General features: G+C 64.8%; 21 protein-coding genes. 10 read left to right on the top strand and 11 right to left on the bottom strand.

The window, feature by feature from the left end:
- Positions 1-108: 108 nt before the first annotated feature.
- The 3 genes from BO1_RS54245 (at position 109) to BO1_RS54240 (ending at position 3,914) form a co-directional block, all read left to right on the top strand.
- Positions 109-1,140, top strand: coding sequence for an AAA family ATPase (locus BO1_RS54245; protein WP_043288094.1), 1,032 nt, complete (start codon positions 109-111; stop codon positions 1,138-1,140).
- Complete coding sequence (locus BO1_RS36745) at positions 1,137-2,891, top strand: cobaltochelatase CobT-related protein (protein ID WP_043288084.1); 1,755 nt, start codon at positions 1,137-1,139, stop codon at positions 2,889-2,891. The genes BO1_RS54245 and BO1_RS36745 overlap by 4 nt, the downstream gene beginning before the upstream one ends.
- 174 nt (positions 2,892-3,065) lie before the next feature.
- On the top strand, positions 3,066-3,914 hold the full coding sequence (locus tag BO1_RS54240) for a DUF5672 family protein (protein ID WP_156992600.1): 849 nt from the start codon (positions 3,066-3,068) through the stop codon (positions 3,912-3,914).
- Positions 3,915-3,931: 17 nt separating this feature from the next.
- Here the strand turns inward: BO1_RS54240 and BO1_RS36735 are convergent, their stop codons facing one another.
- The 6 genes from BO1_RS36735 to BO1_RS36710 all read right to left on the bottom strand — a co-directional run bounded on the left by BO1_RS36735 (position 3,932) and on the right by BO1_RS36710 (position 11,440).
- Positions 3,932-4,693 (bottom strand): sulfite exporter TauE/SafE family protein, encoded by a 762-nt coding sequence (locus tag BO1_RS36735; RefSeq protein ID WP_028221840.1) that lies wholly within the window; start codon positions 4,691-4,693, stop codon positions 3,932-3,934.
- Entirely contained in the window at positions 4,690-5,730 is a 1,041-nt protein-coding gene (gene pta / locus BO1_RS36730) for a phosphate acetyltransferase (RefSeq protein WP_028221839.1), read from the bottom strand. Before pta ends, BO1_RS36735 begins: the two co-directional genes overlap by 4 nt.
- A gap of 154 nt (positions 5,731-5,884) precedes the next feature.
- On the bottom strand, positions 5,885-7,702 hold the full coding sequence (gene xsc, locus BO1_RS36725; RefSeq protein WP_028221838.1) for a sulfoacetaldehyde acetyltransferase: 1,818 nt from the start codon (positions 7,700-7,702) through the stop codon (positions 5,885-5,887).
- A gap of 151 nt (positions 7,703-7,853) precedes the next feature.
- Positions 7,854-8,258: a nuclear transport factor 2 family protein gene (locus tag BO1_RS36720; RefSeq protein WP_028221837.1), complete on the bottom strand. Its 405-nt coding sequence runs from the start codon at positions 8,256-8,258 to the stop codon at positions 7,854-7,856.
- Between the two features lie 263 nt (positions 8,259-8,521).
- On the bottom strand, positions 8,522-10,054 hold the full coding sequence (gene pdxR, locus BO1_RS36715; protein ID WP_028221836.1) for a MocR-like pyridoxine biosynthesis transcription factor PdxR: 1,533 nt from the start codon (positions 10,052-10,054) through the stop codon (positions 8,522-8,524).
- 465 nt (positions 10,055-10,519) lie between these two features.
- Positions 10,520-11,440 carry a LysR family transcriptional regulator gene (locus tag BO1_RS36710; protein WP_028221835.1) on the bottom strand — a complete coding sequence of 307 codons (921 nt, stop codon included), beginning with the start codon at positions 11,438-11,440 and terminating at the stop codon, positions 10,520-10,522.
- A 365-nt stretch (positions 11,441-11,805) separates the two neighbouring features.
- Here BO1_RS36710 and BO1_RS36705 point away from each other — a divergent pair, with 365 nt between their 5' ends.
- Positions 11,806-12,708, top strand: coding sequence for a LysR family transcriptional regulator (locus tag BO1_RS36705; RefSeq protein WP_028221834.1), 903 nt, complete (start codon positions 11,806-11,808; stop codon positions 12,706-12,708).
- Between the two features lie 245 nt (positions 12,709-12,953).
- A complete protein-coding gene (gene wrbA / locus BO1_RS36700; protein ID WP_028221833.1) occupies positions 12,954-13,556 on the top strand; it encodes an NAD(P)H:quinone oxidoreductase in 603 nt (200 codons plus the stop codon).
- Positions 13,557-13,639: 83 nt separating this feature from the next.
- On the opposite strand, the gene BO1_RS36695 is transcribed toward wrbA, so the two are convergent.
- Positions 13,640-13,915: a hypothetical protein gene (locus BO1_RS36695; RefSeq protein WP_028221832.1), complete on the bottom strand. Its 276-nt coding sequence runs from the start codon at positions 13,913-13,915 to the stop codon at positions 13,640-13,642.
- Positions 13,916-14,385: 470 nt separating this feature from the next.
- Here BO1_RS36695 and BO1_RS61505 point away from each other — a divergent pair, with 470 nt between their 5' ends.
- Complete coding sequence (locus BO1_RS61505; protein ID WP_245643991.1) at positions 14,386-14,550, top strand: hypothetical protein; 165 nt, start codon at positions 14,386-14,388, stop codon at positions 14,548-14,550.
- Here the strand turns inward: BO1_RS61505 and gntR are convergent.
- Positions 14,547-15,575 (bottom strand): HTH-type transcriptional regulator GntR, encoded by a 1,029-nt coding sequence (gene gntR / locus BO1_RS36685; protein ID WP_028221830.1) that lies wholly within the window; start codon positions 15,573-15,575, stop codon positions 14,547-14,549. The two genes, BO1_RS61505 and gntR, sit on opposite strands and share 4 nt — an antisense overlap.
- A gap of 140 nt (positions 15,576-15,715) precedes the next feature.
- On the opposite strand from gntR, the gene BO1_RS36680 reads away from it, so the two are divergent.
- On the top strand, positions 15,716-16,258 hold the full coding sequence (locus BO1_RS36680) for a gluconokinase (RefSeq protein WP_028221829.1): 543 nt from the start codon (positions 15,716-15,718) through the stop codon (positions 16,256-16,258).
- An 84-nt stretch (positions 16,259-16,342) separates the two neighbouring features.
- On the top strand, positions 16,343-17,686 hold the full coding sequence (locus tag BO1_RS36675; RefSeq protein WP_028221828.1) for an MFS transporter: 1,344 nt from the start codon (positions 16,343-16,345) through the stop codon (positions 17,684-17,686).
- Positions 17,687-17,992: 306 nt separating this feature from the next.
- Here the strand turns inward: BO1_RS36675 and BO1_RS61825 are convergent, their stop codons facing one another.
- Positions 17,993-18,127 carry a hypothetical protein gene (locus BO1_RS61825; protein ID WP_256377805.1) on the bottom strand — a complete coding sequence of 45 codons (135 nt, stop codon included), beginning with the start codon at positions 18,125-18,127 and terminating at the stop codon, positions 17,993-17,995.
- A gap of 374 nt (positions 18,128-18,501) precedes the next feature.
- Here BO1_RS61825 and BO1_RS36665 point away from each other — a divergent pair, with 374 nt between their 5' ends.
- Positions 18,502-18,918, top strand: coding sequence for a phosphate-starvation-inducible protein PsiE (locus BO1_RS36665; protein WP_245643990.1), 417 nt, complete (start codon positions 18,502-18,504; stop codon positions 18,916-18,918).
- A gap of 37 nt (positions 18,919-18,955) precedes the next feature.
- Here BO1_RS36665 and BO1_RS36660 read toward each other — a convergent pair whose 3' ends face one another.
- Entirely contained in the window at positions 18,956-20,146 is a 1,191-nt protein-coding gene (locus BO1_RS36660) for a M20 aminoacylase family protein (protein ID WP_028221826.1), read from the bottom strand.
- Positions 20,147-20,495: 349 nt separating this feature from the next.
- Positions 20,496-20,804: a DUF4148 domain-containing protein gene (locus BO1_RS36655; protein WP_028221825.1), complete on the bottom strand. Its 309-nt coding sequence runs from the start codon at positions 20,802-20,804 to the stop codon at positions 20,496-20,498.
- 356 nt (positions 20,805-21,160) lie between these two features.
- Here BO1_RS36655 and BO1_RS36650 point away from each other — a divergent pair, with 356 nt between their 5' ends.
- Entirely contained in the window at positions 21,161-22,363 is a 1,203-nt protein-coding gene (locus BO1_RS36650; protein WP_043288079.1) for a hypothetical protein, read from the top strand.
- The last annotated feature ends 7 nt before the right edge of the window (positions 22,364-22,370 follow it).

Here is a 22,370-nt window from a genome sequence, read left to right as displayed (position 1 = left end):
TTAAGGCCAACTAGCGACCCTTCGCGCCACCCCGACACGTAAGTGAAAATGGAAGACCTAACGATGGAACAGCTTGCGCGCAGCCACGACGCCGTTGAGGAGCCCGCGATGACAACATCGCTCGCGATAGAAAAGCCCGACCAAATGATCTCGGTCCGAGACCACTTCGGCATCGACTCGCCCTTGAAGGTGCCAGCCTTCAGCGCCCGCGAAGCGCATGTCCCCGACCTCGACGAGGCATACCGCTTCAACCCCGAAGTCACGCTGGCCATCCTGGCCGGCTTCACCCGCAACCGCCGCGTAATGGTGCAGGGCCTTCACGGCACGGGAAAATCCACCCACATCGAACAGGTGGCCGCGCGCCTGAACTGGCCGTGCGTGCGCGTGAATCTCGACGGCCATATCAGCCGGCTCGACCTCGTCGGCAAAGACGCCATCGTCGTGCGCGACGGCCGCCAGGTGACCGAGTTCCAGGAAGGCATCGTGCCGTGGGCACTCCAACGCCCAGTCGCGCTGATCTTCGACGAATACGACGCGGGCCGCCCCGACGTGATGTTCGTGATCCAGCGCATTCTCGAGCGCGACGGCAGCTTCACGCTGCTCGACCAGAACCGCGTGATCCGCCCGCACCCATACTTCCGCCTCTTCGCAACCACCAATACGATAGGACTCGGCAATCTCAACGGGCTCTATCACGGCACGCAAATGCTCAACCACGCGCAGATGGACCGCTGGAACGTCGTCGCGACCCTCAATTACCTGCCGCGCGAGGAAGAGGCCGGCATCGTGCTCGCGCGCGTGCCGGAGATGGCCAACGCCGCAGGCCGTGCGCTCGTCGATTCGATGGTCGGCATGGCCGCGCTCACACGCAAGGGATTCGCGAGCGGCGATCTGTCGACGCTGATGTCGCCGCGCACCGTCATCAACTGGGCCGAGAACTGCGAGATCTTCCGCGATCCCGCGCTGGCGTTCCGGCTCACCTTCCTGAACAAATGCGACGAGGCCGAGCGGCCCATCGTCGCCGAGTATTACCAGCGCTGCTTCGGTGTCGAACTCGACGCAGCGCCGCCGGACGGTGGCGGCGCCGCGTGGCCTGGTGCCACGCCTTCCGGCGGTGCTTCTGAGCCGCGTGCCGTATGACACCCACGCAGCCCACACAACCCACGCTGCCCTCGCGCGAAGCCGTGCGTGCCGCGTTGCGGCGCGAGGCGCTGTGCGCGGCCGCCGTGCGTGCGCTCACGGGCGACGCCGCGCTGCACTATCGCGGAGGGCGGCTGTGCCGGCAGTTGCGGCCGCTGCCGCTCCATGCGCCGCATCTGCGCAGCAACGCGTACGAGGACGATTTCGCTTCGCTGCGTGGTGCCGCCGATGGGGCCGCGCAGCGCCTCCTGCATTCCGATGCGGCGCTGCACCGGCTGCTGTGCCCCGAGCAGCCAATCGAGCGCCTCTTGTTCGAGCTTTTCGAGCAGGTGCGTTGCGAGGCGCAACTGCCACCGGGCATGCCGGGCCTCGCGCGGAATCTGCGGCATCGCTTCGAGGCATGGTCGCGCGCGTATTGCCGCGCGGGCCTCAGCGAAGGCCATCTCGGCATCCTGCTCTACACGGTCGCGCAGATCGTCTGGTCGCGCGTGACCGGCTGGCCGGTGCTCGACGAGACCGAAGACCTGATCGAGGCGACGCGCGCCGGCATCGTGCCCGCGATCGGCACGCAGCTCGCCGGCCTGCGCCGCCATCGCTCGGACCAGCGCGCCTACGCGTCACACGCGCTCGAGCTCGCGCGCAGTGTTGCGGCGATGCTCGACGACGCGCGCGCCGCGGCTCGCGCCCAGGACGACGATGAAGATGCGCGCGAGCCCGACGACGCGTTGACGTCGTTCTCGCTCTGGGTGGACTTCGACGAGGCGGACGCCGACCTGCCCGCGCTCGCGCCAACCGGCGAGAGCCGCGTGCTGGGCGCGGCGGCCGAGGGCTATCGCGCCTACACGACGCAATACGACCGTGAGATCCGCCCGGCCACGCTCGTGCGCGAGGCGTTGCTGCGCGAGTACCGCGAGCGCCTCGATGAGCGCATCGCGGCGCGCGGCATCAACGTCGCGCGGCTCGCGCGCGTGCTGCAGGCGGCGCTCGCGGTGCCGCAGCGCGACGGCTGGCTGTTCGGCGAGGAGGAGGGCTGCATCGACGGCCGGCGCCTCGCGCAGGTCGTGAGCTCGCCCGCCGAGCGCCGCGTGTTCACGCGTGAGCGGCTGCAGCCGCGCGGCGATTGCGTGGTGGGCTTCCTGATCGATTGCTCGGGCTCGATGAAGGCGCATATCGAGCCGGTGGCAATGATGGTCGATCTGCTCGCGCGCGCCTGCGAGCAAGCGGGGCTTGCGAGCGAGGTGCTCGGCTTCACCACGCTCGCCTGGAACGGCGGGCGGGCGCGCAACGAATGGCTCGCGCACGGACGGCCGGCGCATCCGGGGCGGCTGAACGAGACCTGTCACATGGTGTTCAAGTCCGCCGACGACAGCTGGCGGCGCGCGCGCGGGGCCATTGGCGCGTTGCTCAAGGCCGACCTGTTTCGCGAAGGCGTGGATGGCGAAGCCGTCGAGTGGGCGTGTGCGCGGCTCGCGGCGCGCACCGAGGCGCGGCGCATCCTCGTGGTGATCTCGGACGGCAGCCCGATGGACGCGGCCACCGCCCAGGCGAACGACGCGTTCTATCTCGACAATCATCTGAAGCAGGTGGTGGCGCAACACGAGGCCATGCGCGACGTCGACGTGATCGGGCTGGGCGTGGGGCTCGATCTCAGCCCGTATTACCGGCACTGCGTTGCGGTCGACCTGGACGAGCCGCTCGACATGACGCGGCTCGCGGGACTGGCGAGGTGGATTGGGGAGAGGCGGCGCTGATCCGATGCAAGGTGTACCCGGTCAGCAGGAATGTCGGAGAGCAAATTTGATGGATCCCAATTTCATTTAAAACATATTGAATTTTGCAACTATCCCTGTCGGATCGAGGCTTCTCTCATATTAGGCATCGATTAAGCTAGCCATCTGATTCAGCGGCCACCGGGTATTTTTCAGATGAGCGACAATCCATTTCCCGATTTATCCGACGTGACGATCTGTGCCGTCGATACCATCAACCCCGCGTTTGCGGCGCGCGCGCTCGATATTTCGATGTCACAGTGCCGGTTTGGCGACGCGCTGCTCCTTACGCACGAAGCCGTGTCCACGCGCGCACGAATCGTCAAGATAGACCGCCTCCAGTCGCTGGCCGCGTACTCCACATTCATGATCAAACAGCTTGGGCGCTACATTTCCACGCCTTGGGTGCTCGTCGTACAGTGGGACGGCTACGTAGTGGACGGGTCGCGGTGGACCGAAGCGTTCTACCAATACGACTATATCGGAGCGCGTTGGCTCAATGCGAAGGAAGGCATTGAAGTGGGCAACGGTGGCTTCTCGTTACGTTCTTCGAAGCTGCTCAAGGCACTCGCAGACGAGCGGTTTGCCACCGGCACCGAGAGGCTCGAAGATGTCTTGATTTGCGATACCTGGCGATCGGCGCTCGAAAACGATTACGGGATCCGCTTTGCGCCGGCCGAAATAGCCGATCGATTTTCTTACGAATATGCGGTCCCCACACGTCCGTCGTTTGGTTTTCACGGGCTCATCAACATGTGGCGGCACGTCGAAGACAAGACGATGCTGGAAATCATTCGAGATGTCGATATACAGACGCTCTCTTCCCCGAGAGGGGTGGCTTTGCTAAAGGTCTACTGCGATTTGAGAAAATTCGCGTGCGTGAAGGCAATATACCAACGCTACCGGCAATACTGGGGTGCGCAAGAGGTCTTCAACGCCTTTGTCCAGATCGGCATGCACAATGATTTAGCCGCCCACTACACGCGGATTTGCGACGCCGCCTGAACAGGTACATCAGCTTTTCAGCGAGTCAACGCCCTGACCGCGCACAACACCAGCGAAGCCCCAATCGCCATCAGCACGCCAAACGCGAGCCGCCGCGTCGCGATCGAAGAAAGCGGCGGCGGGTAGCGACGCGCGGCAAGCGTCATGAGCATGACGACGGGCGCAGCGAGCATGGCCTGAACGCAAATCGACGAGCCCAGTTTCCCTTCATACACGCTGAACAGCACACGTGTGAACGCCGTGACCGCGAAGATGAGAATGAGCGCGCAGCGAATCTCGACCAGCTTGAGCGGCTGCCGGTAGAACTGGAAGATGAGCGGCGGGCCGGACACGCCGAACATCCCGCTCAGCAAGCCACCACACAAGCCGCTCACGAAAAAGCTGCGATCGCCCGAGCGTTGTGCGAGCGGCGTGGGCCGCAGCGCGGCGCTCAGGCCGCCGTACAGCACGACGCCGCCCAGCAGCAATTGCAGCACGCCCGATGCTGAAGCGCTCAAATAATTGAGCAGCAGCACGCCTACGACCACCGAAGGCAGCGCGCCGAGCGTCGCGGCGCCGACCGCGCGCCAATCGATATGGTGCAGCTTGCCGTGCAGCGCGGTCGCGCTGTTCGTGAGCGTGACGAGGCTCAACAGGGTCGCGATGCTCGCGACGGGCGCGAGATCGAAGCCGCTTGTTGCGCCCATGACGATCATGCCGAGTCCAAAGCCCGTGATCGTCTGAAAATAACTGGCGGCGCCGATCAGGGCGATCAGCACCAGGACCTTCTCGTGCATCATGCTGCGTGGGGTTCCTTCGAGTGAGTGGCGGCGCGCTGGCGGGCCGTCTGCGCCTGGACCGCCGTCACGGCGATCACGTAAAAGATGTCTTCCGCGCAACAGCCGCGCGAGAGGTCGTTGGCGGGCTGATTCAAACCCTGCAGCAGCGGGCCGATGGCCTTGGCACCACCGAGGCGCTCGGCGAGCTTGTAGCCGATGTTGCCCGCGTCGAGGTTCGGAAATACCAGCACGTTGGCGTGGCCGCCACACTGCGAATGCTCGATCTTGCGCTCGGCGATTTCCGCGACGATGGCCGCGTCGAGCTGCACGTCGCCGTCGACGCACAGGGCAGGGCGCTGCGCGTGCACGCGCCGGGTGGCTTCGATCACCTTGTCCACTGAAGCGTGATGGGCGCTGCCGCTCGTCGAGAACGACAGCATCGCCACGCGCGGGTCTTCCATCAGCAGGCTTTGCGCGCTGTCCGCGGCGGCCATGGCGATTTCGGCGAGCTGCGCGGCGTCGGGGTCGACCACGAGCGCGCAGTCCGAAAATATCAGGCCTCCTTTGTAACGGTGAAACGGCTCGCACAGCATCATCAGGAAGAAGCTCGAAACGAGCTTGAACGAGGGCTCCACGCCAATCAGCTGGATGGCCGTGCGCACGACGTCGGCGGTCGTGTGGAGCGCGCCCGCGACCGATCCGTCCGCGTGGCCGAGGCGCACCATCAGGTTGGCGAAGGTGAGCGGCTTCGCGGCCTCTTCCCATGCGAGCGCGGGCGTCATGCCCTTGGCGCCGCGCAGCGCGACGAGCTCGTCGGCGAAGCGCGTGCGCCAGGCGCTCGCTTGCGGGTCGATCAGCGTCATCTCGCCGATATCGATCGACTCGCGCGCGGCGCTTGCGCGTACGGCGGAGGGCTCTCCCACGAGCAGGATGCGTGCGATGCCTTTCTCTCTCGCGCGCGCGGCGGCGGCGAGCACGCGCGCGTCCTCGGCTTCGCACAGCACGATGCGCATCGGTGACATGCGCGCGCCTTCGACAATGCGGTTCAGGGCTTTCATGGTGTCATGGGCTCAGTGAGCGCTGGAATCATGCAGGCAAAAAACGAACCAGAGAAACGCAAGCGGCCGCAGGCGGGTGAGCCGCCTGCGGCCGGTGACGCGTGGCCGGCGAGGTGCGTGCAGCGTCGCACGCGCGCCGGCCGCTACCGGCGCCTCAGACGTAGTCCTTGTACTTGTCGAGCAGGCGCACGGGCTTCGAGAGCGCATCACGGCGGAACGGGTCGCCGAGCTCGCGCGTGCACATGATCTCGACGATGGTCGTCTTGCCCTCGTTCATCTGCATGTCGATCGCGCGCTTGAGCGCCGGGCCCACGTCTTCCAGCTTGTCGACCACGATGCCTTCGGCGCCCATCGCCTTCGCGATGGCGGCGAAGCTCGGGCTGTCGAGCTCGCCCGCCACGAAGCGGCGGTTGTAGAAGTCCACCTGGTTCTTCTTCTCCGCGCCCCACTGGCGGTTATGGAACACCACGGCCGTCACGGGGATGTTGTGGCGCACGCAGGTGAGCGTTTCCATCAGGCTCATGCCCCAGGCGCCGTCGCCGGCATACGAGACGGCCGGGCGGTGCGGCGCCGCCACCTTCGCGCCGATGATGGTCGGGAACGCGTAGCCGCAGTTGCCCCAGCTCATCGCCGCGAAGAAGCTGCGCGGCTTGTTGAAGCGCAGGTAGCTGTTCGCTACCGAGTTGATGTTGCCGATGTCGGTGGACACCATCACGTCTTCGGGCATGGCCTTTTCGAGCTCGCGCAGCACCTGGCGCGGATGCAGATACTCGCCGCCCGTGGGCGGGCGCTCGTGCTTCTGCTCTTCGATCATGTCGAGGCTGTAGGCGTCGCGCTCGTGCGTCCAGCCGTCGAGCTCCTTCTCCCACATGGCCTTTTCGGTGGCGACCTGGTCGGCGCGCTCGGCACGCGTGGCGTCGCATGCGAGCGTGCGGTTCGCGAGGCGCTCGGTCAGTGCAACTGCCGCGGCCTTCGCGTCGCCGCAGATGCCCACCGAGATCTTTTTCACGAGGCCGAGCATCTTGTGGTCGGCGTCGATCTGGATGATCTTCGCGTTCTTCGGCCAGTAGTCCATGCCGTGCTGCGGCAGCGTGCCGAACGGTCCGAGACGCGAGCCGAGCGCGATCACGACGTCGGCGCGCGAGATCAGCTTCATCGCGGCCTTGGAACCCTGGTAGCCGAGCGGGCCGCACCACAGCGGATGATTCGCCGGGAACGAGTCGTTGTGCAGATAGCTGTTCACGACCGGCGCACCGAGGCGTTCGGCGAGCGCCTTGCACTCCTCGATCGCGTCGCCCATCACCACGCCGCCGCCCGAGATGATGACCGGGAACTTCGCATTCGCAATCAATTCCGCCGCTTCGTTCAGGCTCTCCTCGCCGCCGGCACCGCGATCGAGACGGCGCGGCTGCGGAATCTCGGCCTTGATCTGGCCGTAGAAGTAGTCGCGCGGAATGTTCAGCTGCGTCGGGCCCATTTCGGACATCGCGCGGTCGAAGCAGCGCGCGGTGTACTCGGCCATGCGCGCGGGGTGCGTGACGTGGCCCTGGTACTTGGTGAACTCCTGGAACATCGGCAGCTGGTTGGCTTCCTGGAAGCCGCCGAGGCCGATACCCATCGTGCCCGCTTCCGGCGTGATCATCACGACCGGGCTATGCGCCCAGTAAGCCGCCGCGATGGCCGTCACGCAGTTGCTGATGCCGGGACCGTTCTGGCCGATCACGACGCCGTGACGGCCGGAGACGCGCGAATAGCCATCCGCCATGTGCGCGGCGCCCTGCTCGTGGACCACGGGAACGAGGCGGATGCCGGCGGGTGCGAAGATGTCCATCGCGTCCATGAACGCCGAGCCCATGATGCCGAACATGTCGGTCACGCCGTTGGCCGCAAGGGTCTCGACGAAGGCTTCGGAGGGGGTCATGTCCTGCGGGCCGTTGGCCGTTGCCGTCTGGGTAGGGGTCTTGTCGCTCATCAGCTGTCTCCGGTTGTCGTGTGACGGAATTGCGTGTTTCGAATGCTATTCGCCGCGTTTTGCGGATCAAGCAATTCCGTCCTTGATGGGTGAATCTGAAATGGAATGGAACGATTCGTTTCAAAAACAGGTTGGGCCGCAGTTAGCCGGGTCACGCGGGCTGCTTCGGGCGTTCCTTGCGGAACGCGCGCTTCACGGCGATCAGGCCGTCGCGGAACTCGAACAGATCGCAGCCTTCGGCTTCGATGCGCCAGCCTTCGGCGTGCGTGCCCGTGAACACCCATTCCGATACGCCGCGCTCGCCCACGACGTAGTGGCGGCCCTGGCCCCAGTGCGCGTCGGGGAAGGTGCGAAACACCGCTTCGAAGGCGGCGCGCACCGCCTCGCGGCCGACGAAGCGGGTGCCGTGGACCTCGGGCCCGCCGGCCGCGTCGAACACGCAGTCCTCGGTCATGAACCCCATCAGCGCCGTGGCGTCGTGGCGGTTGAAGGCGTCGGAAAAGGCGGCGAGCGTGTCGGCGGTAACGGCGGCTTGAGCGGTGAGCGTGTCTGCCATGCATGTCTCCTAGGAACGGGTGGAAAGCCGGTGCCGTGCGTCGGGCAATCGACGCGCCCGGCACGGTATAGCGACACGTTAGAGATCGCCCGTTGAAGCGGGTAGCACCAGTGCGGAGGATTCGCCTGGGCCAGCGCGCAGGCAGGCTGCGCGCGGCTCTGCGGGGAGGGGAAGACTGAAGGGCTGGGGTGCGAGGGGAGCGCTCCGCAGCGCTGCCGGGAGGGCGGCGAGCAGGCCTGCCGGCGGGGCCGCCGGCAGCGTTGCTACGAGGGCTGCTGCTGGCGCACGACCTGCGCGAGCGCGCGCACGCCGGGCTCGATCTTCTCGAGCTTGATCGCCGAGAATCCCATGCGGAACCAGGGGCTGCGCTCGGCTTCATCGGCGAAGAACACGCCGCCGGGTTCGATCAGGATGCCGGCTTCGCGCGCGTCGTCGGCGAGACGCGCGGCGTCGAGCCACGGCGGGCCTTCGACCCAGCACGACGCGCCGCCCGTGACCGGCACGTAGCGCACTTCGGGCAGATGGGCGTCGAGCGCCGCCATCAACGCCTGCGCGCGCTCCTTGTAGGCATGCGCGAGCCGGCGCAGCAGCGCGTCGTGGTGCCCGAGCGCGAGGAACGTCGCGAACGCGCGCTGGATATAGGCCACCGGGTGGCGCACCATCAGGCGGCGCAGCGCGCGCAGCTCGCGGATCAGCTCCTGCGGGCCCACCACGTAGCCGAGCCGCAGGCCCGGCGCGAAGGTCTTCGAGAGGCTGCCGACGTAGATCACGCGGTCTGCCGTATCGAGGCTCTTCAAGGCCGGGTGCGGCGTGCCGGAGAAGGTGTTCTCGCTCTCGTAGTCATCCTCGATGATGACGAAGTCGTGGCGCTGCGCGAGTTCGAGCAGCGCGCGGCGGCGCTCGATGGGCATGGTGGCCGTGGTCGGGCACTGGTGGCTCGGCGTGACGTAGACGTAATCGCAGCGCGCGAGCGAGTCGGCGAGACGCTGCGGGTCGATGCCCTCGGCGTCCACGGGCAGCTCGAGCAGATGCGCGTTGCGGTTCACGAAGATGTTGCGCGCGTCGGGGTAGCCCGGGTTCTCGAAGCCCACCGTCGTGCGCTTGCCGCAGAGCAGGTCGGCCACGAGATAGAGCGCCTGCTGGCAGCCGTTCGTGATGATGATCTCCTCGGGCATCGCGAACACGCCGCGCCGCGGCAGCACGCGCGTGCGAATCTGCTGGATCAGCGATTCGTCGTCGCGTTCGATCAGGTCGGGCGCCCAGTTGCGGATCTCCATGATCGAGAGCGCTTTCATGCAGCATTCGCGCCAGTCGTTGGTGGGAAAGAGCGATTGATCGAACTGCCCGTAGATGAACGGATACGCGTAGTTCTGCCAATTGGCGGGCTTGACGATGTTGCGCTGGGCCGAGGGCGGCCGCACGATGCGCCTTTGCCAGGCGGGCCGCGCGGGCGTTTCGCCGCCCTGCGCGAGCTCGGTGTCGGGCTCGGGCTGGCGGGCCGTGAGGCCGTGCAGGCCCTGCAGCATCTCCGGGTTGACGAAGTGGCCGCTGCGCTCGCGCGAGAGCAAATAGCCTTCTTCCACGAGCATCTGGTAGGCGAGCACGACGGTGTTGCGGGCGACGCCGAGCTGGTCGGCCAGCTCGCGGCTCGACGGCAGCGCCGAGTCGGGGGGGAGCTGGCCATCGAGGATTGCCGCGACCAGCATCTGGCGAATCTGGTGCTGCAGCGTTGCCTTCGACTCCGGTGTCCGCCTGAACTGCTGGGCCCATAGGGCGGACGGGGTACGGGTCGGCATGCTGTCTCCTGTGTTGTCAATGGGGTGGACGAGAGGCGGCCCGCGGGCCTGGCGCATGGGGGCCAGGGACCGCGCGGATGCGCTTGCTGGGGTACGATGCGGGCCCGGTGAATGAATTTCGAATGGTTCGGGGCGGGCGCGGACATCGGCCGGGTTGGTAAGACAATACCCAATTTGACCCGCTCTCGTCGATCAGGAAAATATCCGGGCTTGCCAAACGGGCCCATCAGCGTATGGGTGGATCGAGCGGGCGCGCCGCTGGCGCCCGCACGCAGCCTGCCGGCGCACGGTGTTCTGGATCGGTCAACCAGGCATGACGATCACGAAAATTTGCAGGTTGAGAATGAATCCGGCAAAGGTCCGTAACAGCTTCTTCATCTATCAGGATTGCGAAGTATTGGGAAAAACGGATCTCAGACGACCGCAAGTGCCGCCTTCAAAGTCGTTTCGCGGGGCGTGCCGAACTCAGGCGGCAACGACCGCCCACGGCGCCGCGGCGAGAGACTCGGACAAATAGTTGAGCAGTGCGGTCACGCGTGCCGGACGCAGGATATTGGGCGGCGTCACGAGATTCAGGTTGATTTGACTGATGCGCCAGTCGGGCAGCACATCGACCAGCACGCCTTCCTGAAGCGCATCCCAGACGATGAATTCCGGTTGCAAGGCGAGGCCTTGCGCCGCGAGTAGCGCCGGGCCGATCACATCGGCATTGTTACTCCGAATGCGGCCCTTCACGGCAACCGCACACTCCTCCCCGGAGGTATGGCGGAAGTGCCATAGCTCGGGCGTGGCCAGATTCGTGTAGATGAGGCAGGCATGCTGCGCCAGCTCACGCGGGTGCGTGGGGTGCCCATGACGCTCGAGATACGTCGGCGTGGCCACCAGGGGGCGGTTCACGGCACACAGCCGGCGCGAGCGCAGCGATGAATCGCCCAGCTCCGCAATGCGAATGGCCACGTCGAAGCCGCCGGCCACCACATCGACAATCTGGTCGGTGAGCGAGAGGTCGATTTCCACATCGGGGTAGTGCTCGAGAAAGGCGGGGATCAGCGGCGCGAGGTAGCGGATGCCAAACGACATCGGCGCGGTCACGCGCACCATGCCGCGCGGCTGGACGGCCTGCGCGGACGCCTCGGCCTCCACCGCCTCGCCTTCGGTCAGGATGCGTATGGCCCGCGCCTTGGCGAGCTCGCCTGTGGGCGTGAGCGAAAGCTGGCGCGTGCTGCGGTAGAGGAGCGTCGTGCCGAGCTTGTGCTCGAGCCGCGCAATGGCCTTCGACACCGTGGGCTGCGAGATGCCCATCGACTCGGCGGCCTTGGCGAACGAACCGGTTTCGAGCACGCGCGCGAAGATGGCCCACGCCTCGAGGTCAGGGAGTGTTTGCATGGAAAGCAGAATGGCCGCGAGGCCACTGGTTCAAAATTGCACAAAGAGACCCGACATGGTATCGCGATGCCGGCGCGGCTACGACGCCGGTTGGGGAGCTCGATCGAAACGCGCAGCGCTTTATTGAAATCCGGAGCTCCATTTAAATGCCGATTTTTTATGCATTTATGGCCTTCGATGTTACTACGAATCGATAAATCTGGAATTACATCTATTCCATTTGTTCTATTTGTAGTTGGCTTGCGCTCCGATAACATGACCCCGAGACAATTCAGCGGGGCATCGAATCACCGCTGCAGGTGGTGAGCCGACCTGTCAATACCGGCCAGTAGAACTCGTGGAACTCCCCCAGTCAGAACTATTGCATGCAAAATCTTCCCGATCTCGAGGCTTGGGCGATTTTCGCGCGCGTAGCCACAACAGGCTCTTTCGCGAAAGCGGCCGAGACACTCGGCATGACGCAGCCCACGGTGTCGAAGGCGATCATCCGCCTCGAGAGGCGGCTCGGCACGACGCTGCTTTACCGAACCTCGCGCCGGGTTTCCCTCACGCCAACCGGTCAGCTCGTCATGGAGCGCGCCAAGCACATCGTCAGAGAGGGCGAGCTGATCGAGGCGGAGACAACGGCGCACTCGCGGGCGCCCAAGGGCCTGCTGCGTATTTCGGCGCCCATGTCATTCGGTCTCAAGTATGTGGCGCCCCTCATGCCGGGGTTCCTCGCCCGCTATCCGGATGTGAATCTCGATGTTTGTTTCGATGACGCCGTAGTCGACGTCGTGAGTGGTGGCTTCGATGTGGCTATCCGGATTGCGGCACCCGAAGATTCATCGGTGCGCTCACGCAATCTATGCGTGATACGCCGCATGCTCGTCGCAAGCCCGACGTACCTCGCTCGACATGAGCTCATCGCCCACCCTCGGGAAATCGAAAGTCATACATGTCTTTGCTATGCGAGTCATTCGACGTCGCTGTCATGGCGTTTCCAGCACGCGTCGGGTGAGCAGTGCAGCGTGACGGTGGACAGCCGGATGCGCACCAACAATGCCGAGTCGTTGATCCCGGCGCTGCTGGCCGGCATGGGGATGGCGCTGCAGCCGGAGTTTGTCGTAGCGGATGCGCTGGCGCGCGGCGAGCTGGTCGAAGTCCTGCCGGAGTGGAAGATCGCGCAGATCTACCTGAGTCTGGTCACGCCGCCCCGGGTGTTCCGTCCTGCACGCGTTGCGGCGTTGCTCGACTATCTTTCGGAAAGCTTGCCATCGGCGCCTTAGGCGATCCTCGATCAACGGGCTTGCCCGACTAGATTGTCCACTAGAGCGTGACGGAGAGTACGGCGCGGCTCGGTTGATTCCTTGGAGCGATCGCCTGGACTGATCCGTACTTGAGCGCATTCAGTCGACCATTGAACCTGGCAGTCGACTTGATCGCAGGTGTGTTGACGTGTTGAACAACTGCGCAGCGCATCCGCGGCGCCAGGCGAACCCGACCGGGGCTACCGTAAAACTGGAGAAACCAGATGGCCAAAATTCTCGTGCTGTATTACTCGTCGTATGGGCATATCGAAACGATGGCGAAGGCCATTGCCGAGGGCGCGGGTTCGGTGCCGGGCGCGAGCGTGACGCTCAAGCGCGTGCCCGAAACCATTCCCACCGAGCAGGCCCAGGCAGCCCATATCAAGCTCGATCAGCCTGCGCCCGTTGCGACGGTCGACGAGCTGGCGGACTACGACGCGATCATTTTCGGCACGCCTACCCGCTTCGGCAATATGGCCGCGCAGATGCGCAACTTCCTCGATCAAACCGGCGGCCTGTGGATGAAGGGCGCGCTCGTTGGCAAGATCGGCAGCGTGTTCGCTTCAACGGGCACGCAGCACGGCGGTCAGGAAACGACGATCACATCGTTTCACTCGACGCTGCTGCATCACGGCATGGTGATCGTCGGTGTGCCGTACGCTTGCCAGGGCTTGACGAAGATGGATCAGATCACCGGCGGAACGCCGTACGGCGCGACGACGCTTGCCGGCGCCGATGGCAGCCGCCAGCCGAGCGAGAACGAACTCGATATCGCGCGCTATCAGGGCAAGCACGTTGCCGAGCTCGCGGCCAAGCTCGCTTCGTAAATACGAGGCAGGCCGCTGGGTGTCTTCAGCGGCCTGCAATTCGAACGTTGAGGGTACGCGTGCATTTTTCGATTGCACGCTTTTCACAGCGGCGAGCCTGCAACCTTGAGCGTGGGCGAGGGTGTTCGCGCCGTAGCGCTTTGCTCTTTGCGTTGATCCGAAACCTGCTCGATGCCGCTATTCACGACATCTTCGTAGAACGCAATTCGGGTGCGGTAGTAGCTTGCCTGGAATTGCGCGTCCAGGACGCGTTGTTCGGCCTGAAACAAGGACATACGCAATTCACTGAGCGCTCGCTCGGCTTGCTTCTGCGGTGTTGGCGCGTGGCGCGAGCACCAGGTCACGATCCATTGCAGCATTGATAAGTCCTCCGGCGTCGTTTGGCTTGTATGTCGCTTCGGCAACCATGGGGAAATCGTCGTGCTTGCACTCATTCCGTGAATTCGATTCAGCGCACACAGTCTGGCAGATTTTGCGTCGGATATCCTTAAGAAAATGTAAAGGATCGTTAGCCAGTCTCGCAGCGATATTCCTTTTCTTTGGGAGCCATTGCAGGCAGCTGCGCCGTGTCCAGATAATCAGGCATCCTGAATGTAGATGGAGTGTATCGACACGCGTGCACGCCAATGTGTCGGCTCGAGGGACAGTATGCCGGTGCGCATCGGCGTATGCCGAGCCTGTTGCCACCGGGCCGCTCAACGTCACGGGGTCGCTCGACGTGCGCGGGCCGTTGACTGTCGAGGGTTCGCTGAGGGTGGCCGGAGACATCCACGCCGCTGGGCCGATATCGGCAGCGCGGGTTGAACGAATTGCGCCCGACGAACCCGCCATGGCCAGGCGCGCAGGAGAAAACACCTTTTATGGCCCGCTGACGGTGCACGGCCCGCTCGTCGTCCACGGCGATCTGGAAGCGCGCGGCCCGATCAACGTCGGCGGCGCGGCGGGCGCCGTCGGCCGCGTCGATGCTGAAGGGCCGGTTACCGAGCGCCGTTAAGCGCTTTCCCGCACCACCAGCTCGAACCCCAGATCGACCGCCGGCTTGGCAATCGGCTCGCGGTCGATCATCGAGAGCAACAGATTGGCCGCGACGCGTCCCATTTCCGCTCGCGGCGTTCGAACCGTGGTCAGGCGCGGCACGCAATCGGCGGCGCCGGCCAGGTCGTTGAAGCCGACAATGGCCACCCGGGCCGGAATCTCGATGCCCTGGCGGCGCGCCTCGAACAGGGCGCCCTGCGCGAGGTCGTCGTTGCCGAAGAAAATGCCATCCACGTCGGGCCGGCGTTGCAGCAATTGCCGGAACAGCTCGCATCCGAGCCCGATCGACGAGGGCGACGGCGTGAGCACTTCGAGATCGGGGTCGTAGAGGCCCTTGCGCTGGAGCGCCTCGCGAAAGCCCTCGCCGCGCTGCATCGTCCGCGAATCGAGCTGGGCGGCGACGAAAGCATTGCGGCGGCAGCCGCGGCCCAGCAAATGCCCGGCGACGGCAGCGCCTGCCCGCACCTGCGAGAAGCCTACGCAGTGCACGCCCTCGGCTGCATCGAGCTCCATGATGTGCACGCAGGGCACACCGCTCGCATCGATCATGCGGCGCGCGCTTTCGGTGCGGTCGAAGCCGCTGACGATCAGGCCGCTGGGCGGTGAAGCCAGGTAATGGCGGATCAGGTCTTCCTCCGCGTGGCGCGAATAGTGCGAGTTCCCGATCAGCACTTCATAGCCGCGCGGGCGCAGCACGGTGTGAATCGACTCCAGCACGTCCACGAACACGGCGTTCGAGATCGACGGGATCACCACGGCCACGGCGTCGCTACGCGACGACGCGAGCGCGCGCGCCGCGGGGTTCGTGACGTAGTTGAGCGCCGCGGCGGCGGCCTTGACGCGCTCCACCAGGTCGGGCCCCACCGAGTCCACGCCGCGCAAGGCGCGCGATGCCGTAATCGTGCTCACGCCGGCGCGCCGGGCGACCTCCTCGAGGGTGGGCCGGCCGGTGCTGCGGGTTTTCCTGATTGTTGAATGTGCCATGGTCGATTTAGGATAGCGCTGTCTTGCACCTGGCGCAATGGTAGTGCCCCTAATATGGCGGCCAATGTGAATCGCGCGCGGTGGTGCACTTTTTTTTGAAAGTTTGAGATAGCGCTATCTCAAGATTCTGGGAGACTCGAATGACCCGGCAAATTTCATCCCTCGTCGTCATGGGCGTAGCGGGTTGCGGCAAGAGCAGCGTGGCGCGGGCGGTTGCCGAGCACGTCGGCGGCGTGCTGATCGAAGGCGACGCGTTCCATCCGAAGGCGAATGTCGAGAAGATGGCGCGCGGCATCCCGCTCACCGACGAGGACCGCGCCGGCTGGCTCGACCGGCTCAGCGCGGAGCTCGAACGCGCCGCCAGCCGGGGCGAGCGAGCGGTGCTGGCCTGCTCGGCGCTCAAGGAGCGCTATAGGGACCGGTTGCGTGCGGCCACGGCGTCGCTCGGCTTCGTGTTTCTCGATCTGCCGCAGGCGGAGGCGCTGCGGCGCGTTGCGCAGCGCGACGACCATTTCATGCCGGCCTCGCTGGTCGAGAGCCAGTTTGCCGCGCTGGAGCCGCCGGTCGCCGAGCCGCTGACCCTGACCGTCGACGGCACGCGCTCGCTCGCCAGCATCGTCACGGATGCGGTCGCGTGGTGCGCGAGCACGCAAATGCAGCCGGGCTTTATGCAGGCCGCTTGAGATAGCGCTGTCTATAGTCTGGCCCTCAGGCTGACGAGACAGAAAATTAGAACCAGAACGATAGAGACAAGCAAGGAGACAACGATGGCAACCGCATCAGGAAAACGCATCCCCAACCGGCGCTGGGCGATAGGGGTGTTGCTGGGCGTTGGCGTGCTCATCAACTACTTCGACCGCATCAACCTCTCGGTGGCGGCGCCGCAGATGAAGGAGGCGTTCAACCTCTCGCCAGCCGAGATGGGCTTGCTGTTCAGCGCATTCTTCTGGCCGTACGCCTTGCTCCAGGTGCCGGCCGGGATTCTGCTCGACCGCTACGGCGTGACGCGCATTGGCCGGCTGGGGGCATTCCTGTGGGGCCTGGCCTCTGCCATCACCGTCTTCGCGAGCGGGTTCGGCGGCGTGTTCGCCGCGCGCGCGGTGCTCGGGATCGCGGAAGCGCCGGGTTTTCCGGTCAGTTCGAAGGCCACCGGCTACTGGTTTCCGCGCAAGGAGCGGGCGCTGGCGACGGCCATCTTCGACGCCGCGGCCAAGTTCTCCAATGTGATCGGCGTGCCGCTGGTCGCCGTAGTCGTCGTGAACGCCGGCTGGCGCTGGGGCTTCGGCGTCACCGCGCTGCTGAGCATCGCGTATTTCATCGCATTCCTCATGATCTATCGCGATCCGGGCAAGGACAGCAAACTTTCCGCGGCGGAGCTGGACTATATCCAGCAGGGCGGCGCCACGCCCGAAGGCACGCCGGGCGGTAGCGTGTTCGGCATGCTGGGCTACCTGCTGACGAAGACCAAGGTCTGGGGCCTGACGATCGGCTTCGCCGCCTACGGCTACTCGTTCTATCTGTTCCTGACCTGGCTGCCGGGCTATCTGGTCCAGACCATGCACATGAGCATTCTCAAGTCGGCCGGCTTCGCGGCGATTCCGTGGGCCGTGGCCACGGCAACGGATCTGCTGGTCGGCGGCTGGCTGATCGATCACCTGATCGCGCGGGGCAAGGACGAGACGCGCGTGCGCCGCGCGGTGCTGGTGACGGGCATGTTGTTCGGCCTCGCGGTATTTGGCGCGACGCAGACCACGAATCCCGGCTGGGCGATCTTCTGGATTTCGATCGCGCTGGGCGGCCTAGCCGCCGCCGCGCCGGTGGGCTGGTCGCTGCCTTCGCTGATCGCGCCGAAGGGCGGTGTGGGCACCATCGGCGGCATCATGAACTTTGCCAATAACCTGATGGGCGTGGCCGCGCCGATCGTGACGGGCTTCATCGTCGGCGCGACCAATTCCTTTACCAACGCATTCCTCGTGGCGGGCGTGATCCTCGCGGTGGGCATCGTGTCGTTCGTGTTCGTGATGGGCCGTATCGAGGCGATTCCGGAGCCCGTGGCCCAGGGCGAAGCAAACGCGCGCACGGCTTCAAAAACAACGACAACGGTGGATTGATCGGCCGTGACCGGGCGGCGCGACAGCGTCCGTCGGGCGCATGGCCAATCGGACCAAAAAATCGAATTACTAAGAACAGCGAATTAACAACAACCTCGAATCGAGGATTTGGGCGGCGGCGCCACGTACTCGACTCGCGCAGCATGTTTGCGGCCGGAGTGGGGATCGTGCACCGGTTCTGATGCCATCCGGTACAGCGGACTGTGCCCGCAGACGGGCGTAGCCCGCACCGATCCACCGGCGCCGCTGCCCATGCGGGCACGGCGTATGTCGCGGTAGATCGGGAGTCTTCTCTGCTTGAGCGGATTAGTAGCGGCGTTGCGCTTCTGCGAGCAGCTCGCAGTATTCCAGGTGGCGATTGAGTGCCTTGACGCTGAGGCGGCCAACAGCCTCGAAAGCGTGAGTGACGGTAGACGAAATTGCGGCGATGAGCGCAGCCATGGTGTCCTCGATTCCAGGGTAGTTACCTAAGGGTAAACCCTATTATAGCGACGCCCCGCCAGAATGCAAGGAAAGAGGCGGGCGAGGCGCGCCCGGAGCGGCGATTCGCGGACCTGGCACACATTAGCCGTTGCGTTATTACAACATTCCATCGACTGGAAGCCGGCGTGCCATGCAGTCGAGCGGTTTCCCGCCAGCTTCCCGGCAGCCGAGCGGGTGCGTCGAAACATATAAACCCGCACATATAAAGTATCGGTGCCCCGCACGCCGACTTTTCCGGCCCGATTTTCTTCATTTCACAGTCTCGCGGTACGATTCCTCGTTCCTGACGGTTATTCAACGGATTGAAGGAACATATGAAATACGAGAGCGCCTTGCAAAAGGCGATCAAAGTGCGTCTCGAGCGCGCGATGGAGCTTGCGGAGCTGTTCGGCCTCGGGATTATTGGCATCGGGACCGTCGCGGCGATGGTGCATCTCATCTGGCGGATGGTGAATTCCGATGGCGTCACGCTGACCGATCTGCTGCTGATGTTCCTGTATCTGGAAGTCTTCGCGATGGTCGGGCAGTACCTGAAGGCCGGGCAGTTGCCGGTGCGCTTTCCGCTTTACATCGCGATGGTGTCGATCGCGCGAGATCTGATTCTGCGCTCGGGCTCGAATACGGAGCTGCACCTGCTGGCGTCAGCGGGCGCGATCGTGCTGATCGCGCTGGGTGTGTTGCTGATTCGCTATGGGCAGGCCCGCTATCCGAGCAATGCGGTCGAGACGAAAAGCGAAGAGGCCGGTTAAGGAGGGTAAGGGCCCCAAATACCGGCGCTGCGCTGCCTTATGTACGCGTCGCGCTCAAAAAGCGCTCAACCAGACGCGTCCAGAACGCGGCGCCAATGGTGAGGTTCTCGTCGTTGAAGTCATAGCGGGCGTTGTGCAGCATCGGCTGGCCTTCGCCGTTGCCGAGGCGCACGAAGCAGCCGGGGCGCTGCTGCAGGTAATACGCGAAGTCCTCGCTGCCCGCAATCGGCGGGAACGGCGCAACCACGCGCTCCGGCCCGACCAGCTCCTCGGCCACCTGGCGCGCGAATTCGGTCTCGGCCCCGCTGTTCACGAGCACCGGATAGCCGCGGATATAGTTGATCTCCGCGCTCGCGCCATAAGCCTGCGCCTGCGATTCCACCAGCGCGCGGATGCGCGATTCCAGCAGCTCGCGCACCGCCGGCGAGAACGAGCGCACGCTCAGTTCCAGCACGGCGTCCTCCGGTATTACGTTCGGCGCGAAGCCTGAGCGGAACGAGCCGACGGTCACCACCGCGGCCTCGTTCGGATCGACGTTGCGCGACACCACCGATTGCAGCGCCATCACGATGCTGCTGCCCACCAGCACGGGATCGATCGCCAGATGCGGACGCGCGGCGTGGCCGCCGCGTCCCGCGATGCGCACCTTGACGGTGTCGCAGGCGGCCATCAACGCGCCGCTGCGAAAGCCGAACGTGCCGGCCGCCATGCCCGGATGGTTGTGCAGCCCGAAGATCGCTTCGCACGGGAAGCGCTCGAACAGGCCATCGGCAATCATGCGCACGGCGCCGCTGTCCGAGCCCGCTTCCTCCGCGGGCTGGAAAATCAGGTGCACGGTGCCGTCGAAGTTGCGCGTCTTCGCGAGCTGTTGCGCCGCGCCGAGCAGGACGGTGGTGTGGCCGTCGTGGCCGCACGCGTGCATCTTGCCGTCGTGAATGCTCGCGTAATCGAGGTCGGTCTGCTCCTGGATCGGCAGCGCGTCCATGTCGGCCCGCACGCCCACCGTGCGCGCGCTCGTGCCCACCTTCAGCGAGCCGACGACCCCATGGCCGCCGACATTGCGCGTCACCTCGTAGCCCCACGCCTCGAGCTTGCGCGCGACGAAATCGGCCGTATCGGCCTCCTCGTAGGACAGCTCCGGATGCTGGTGGATGTGATGACGGATCTCGCTGAGTTGCTCGCGGGCATGGGCCAGGTCGGCAACTTCGCAATAACGGCTTTCGCTCATGGGGTGGGGGCTCCTGATATTGGCCTGGACGCGGTAGCGTCGAATCGGGGGGATGGCGCGCCGGATTGGCGGCGGCGTCGTGCGCAGCCGGCCGCGCATAAAACGCTCCGGGGCATCCGCGATGGGGAATATAAGGAATTCGGGCGATGACGGCTAGCACCGCACCCGCGAGGGCGAAAAAGACCCAGACCGGCGAGGTCCGGGTGAAACCATCGGGGCGGGGCCCCCATGGTGGAGGTATTCATGCAAAAACTGGCTCGTTCCGGGCTTGATCGCGGGAGCGGGCCAGTCTTTCAAACGACGGGCGCACGAGTGCGGCGCCCCTTGGGGAATGGGCTAGTCCCGCTGCTTACTGGCCGAAGTAGATCGGCTTCATCCCGTCGTAGGCGGGGCGGGCAACCGGGGCGCCCGAGGCCGCCGAGCCGTTGGCGACGCCGCCAAACGCGCTGTTTTGTGCGTTGACCTTGGCTTGTGCGGCAAGGATGTCGTCGGGGTAGTGCGGATCGTTGCCGCGGCCCGGGCTATAGCCGGCCTTTTCGAGCTGCACCAGTTCGGCGCGAACCTGCGCGCGGGTCAGCGGCCCATTCGACTGGGCGAACGATGCAACCGGGACAATGAGGGCAACAGCCACTGCGACGGCCTGGATAAGGGACTTCATGATGACAACCTCCATGGTGTTTTGGCTTTCGATGCTGCGGATTCGCTGCAACCGATGACCAAAGTCTAGGAGTTTCAGGGCCCAGGGTTAACCATGATCTCGGGAAGATACCCTTCCAGAAAGCGGAAGGATCCGCCACGCCTGTTTGCCGGGATGGCGCCCCGCGCAGGAGTCCTTCGCACTACATCGAAAGCGCGCCCACCGCAATTCGATTAGCAACGGCCCCATGACCATAGGCCAGGATATTTCTCTAGAGTTGAAGGATTGCCAGTCAATCCCGACTGGCGACATTGCGCCGGCTATCCGGCAAGACTTCACGCGAAGGGAAATAAATAATGACGCCAATTCATAACGAAATGACGGCCGGGTTCGATGAGCGGATCTATTCCAGCCTTAACCTCAACAGCGCGCCGTTGGAGCTCAAACACATCATCCACCCGGAAGCAATACGCGAGAACCTGCCAGCGGGGCGAGGCGGCATTGGCTTTCTGTTCCACGCGACCGATTGGGACACGCTGGCGTTCTCGTTTCATAACGTCAAGCATCGAAGCGCGTCGTTCGAAGAAGAGCTTTGGAGAACGCGCCCCTTTATTGCATCGGCGATCTATCAGGGCTCGCAGGTGATCGGGGCGAACATCGCCTGTCCGGTGCCCCTCGAACTGTGGCTGGGCAGCGCGCGTGGCATCAAGCGGTTCAGGGAGGCGCAATTCTTCCCGGCGCTCGAGCTGGCGAGGCAAGCGGGGCTGAACATGGTGGCCATGGGCGCATCGACGCCCTATGCCTGCAACTATGGCGCGCTGCCGCGTCCGAGCAAGCCGCCCCATATCACCACGGGTCACGCGGCAACCGCGGCGATGCTCAAGGACTGGGCCATGCACTGCTGCAACGAGGTGGGCCTGGAGTTTGGCAATACTAAGCTCGCGCTGTTTGGCGCCGCCGGCCGGCTGGGCACGACGGTGGCCAAGTACGTGCTCTACAAGGACGCGCCGAGAGAGCTCGTGCTGATCGACTTGCCGGACAAGGTGAACCTGCTCAGGGAGCAGGCGGGCGAGCTGCTGGCGGCCGACCTGCTGGGGCGGGTCAAGGTGTCGATCCACACGTTCAGTCCGCACACACCGCTGCCGCAGTTCGACGGCGCGATCCTCGCCAGCAGCACCAGCGTCCCGTACCTTACGGCAGCCGACCTCAGGCGCGCGCAATTCTGGATTGACGACTCCCATCCGCGGGCGGCGAGCGTCGAAGCAGAACTCGCCTCACGCGGCCAGACGCTATATATTGAATGCTTCGCCCGTGGCCCGGCGGGGCTGAACACGGCGTTCCCGTTCAGGCTGCCGAGCACGCGCGACTGCTATACCTGTTTCGCCGAGGGCTATGCGGCCTGGCAGGAAGGCATAGCGTCCGATTTCATTGTCGGCAGTCCGCCAGTGTGGTCGGTTTCTTATACTCACAGTCTTTTGAAGAAGTACGGATTTTCGGTTGGGCCGTTCCACGGGAAGAACGGTTCGTCCATCGTCCGGGAAGCACAACAGAGCGCCCTGCCTGAACCGGTGGGGTCATAAAAACGTC

This window comes from Paraburkholderia oxyphila NBRC 105797 (genome assembly GCF_000685075.1).
GTDB classification, from domain to species: domain Bacteria; phylum Pseudomonadota; class Gammaproteobacteria; order Burkholderiales; family Burkholderiaceae; genus Paraburkholderia; species Paraburkholderia oxyphila.
This window is presented reverse-complemented; position numbering and strand designations above follow the sequence as displayed.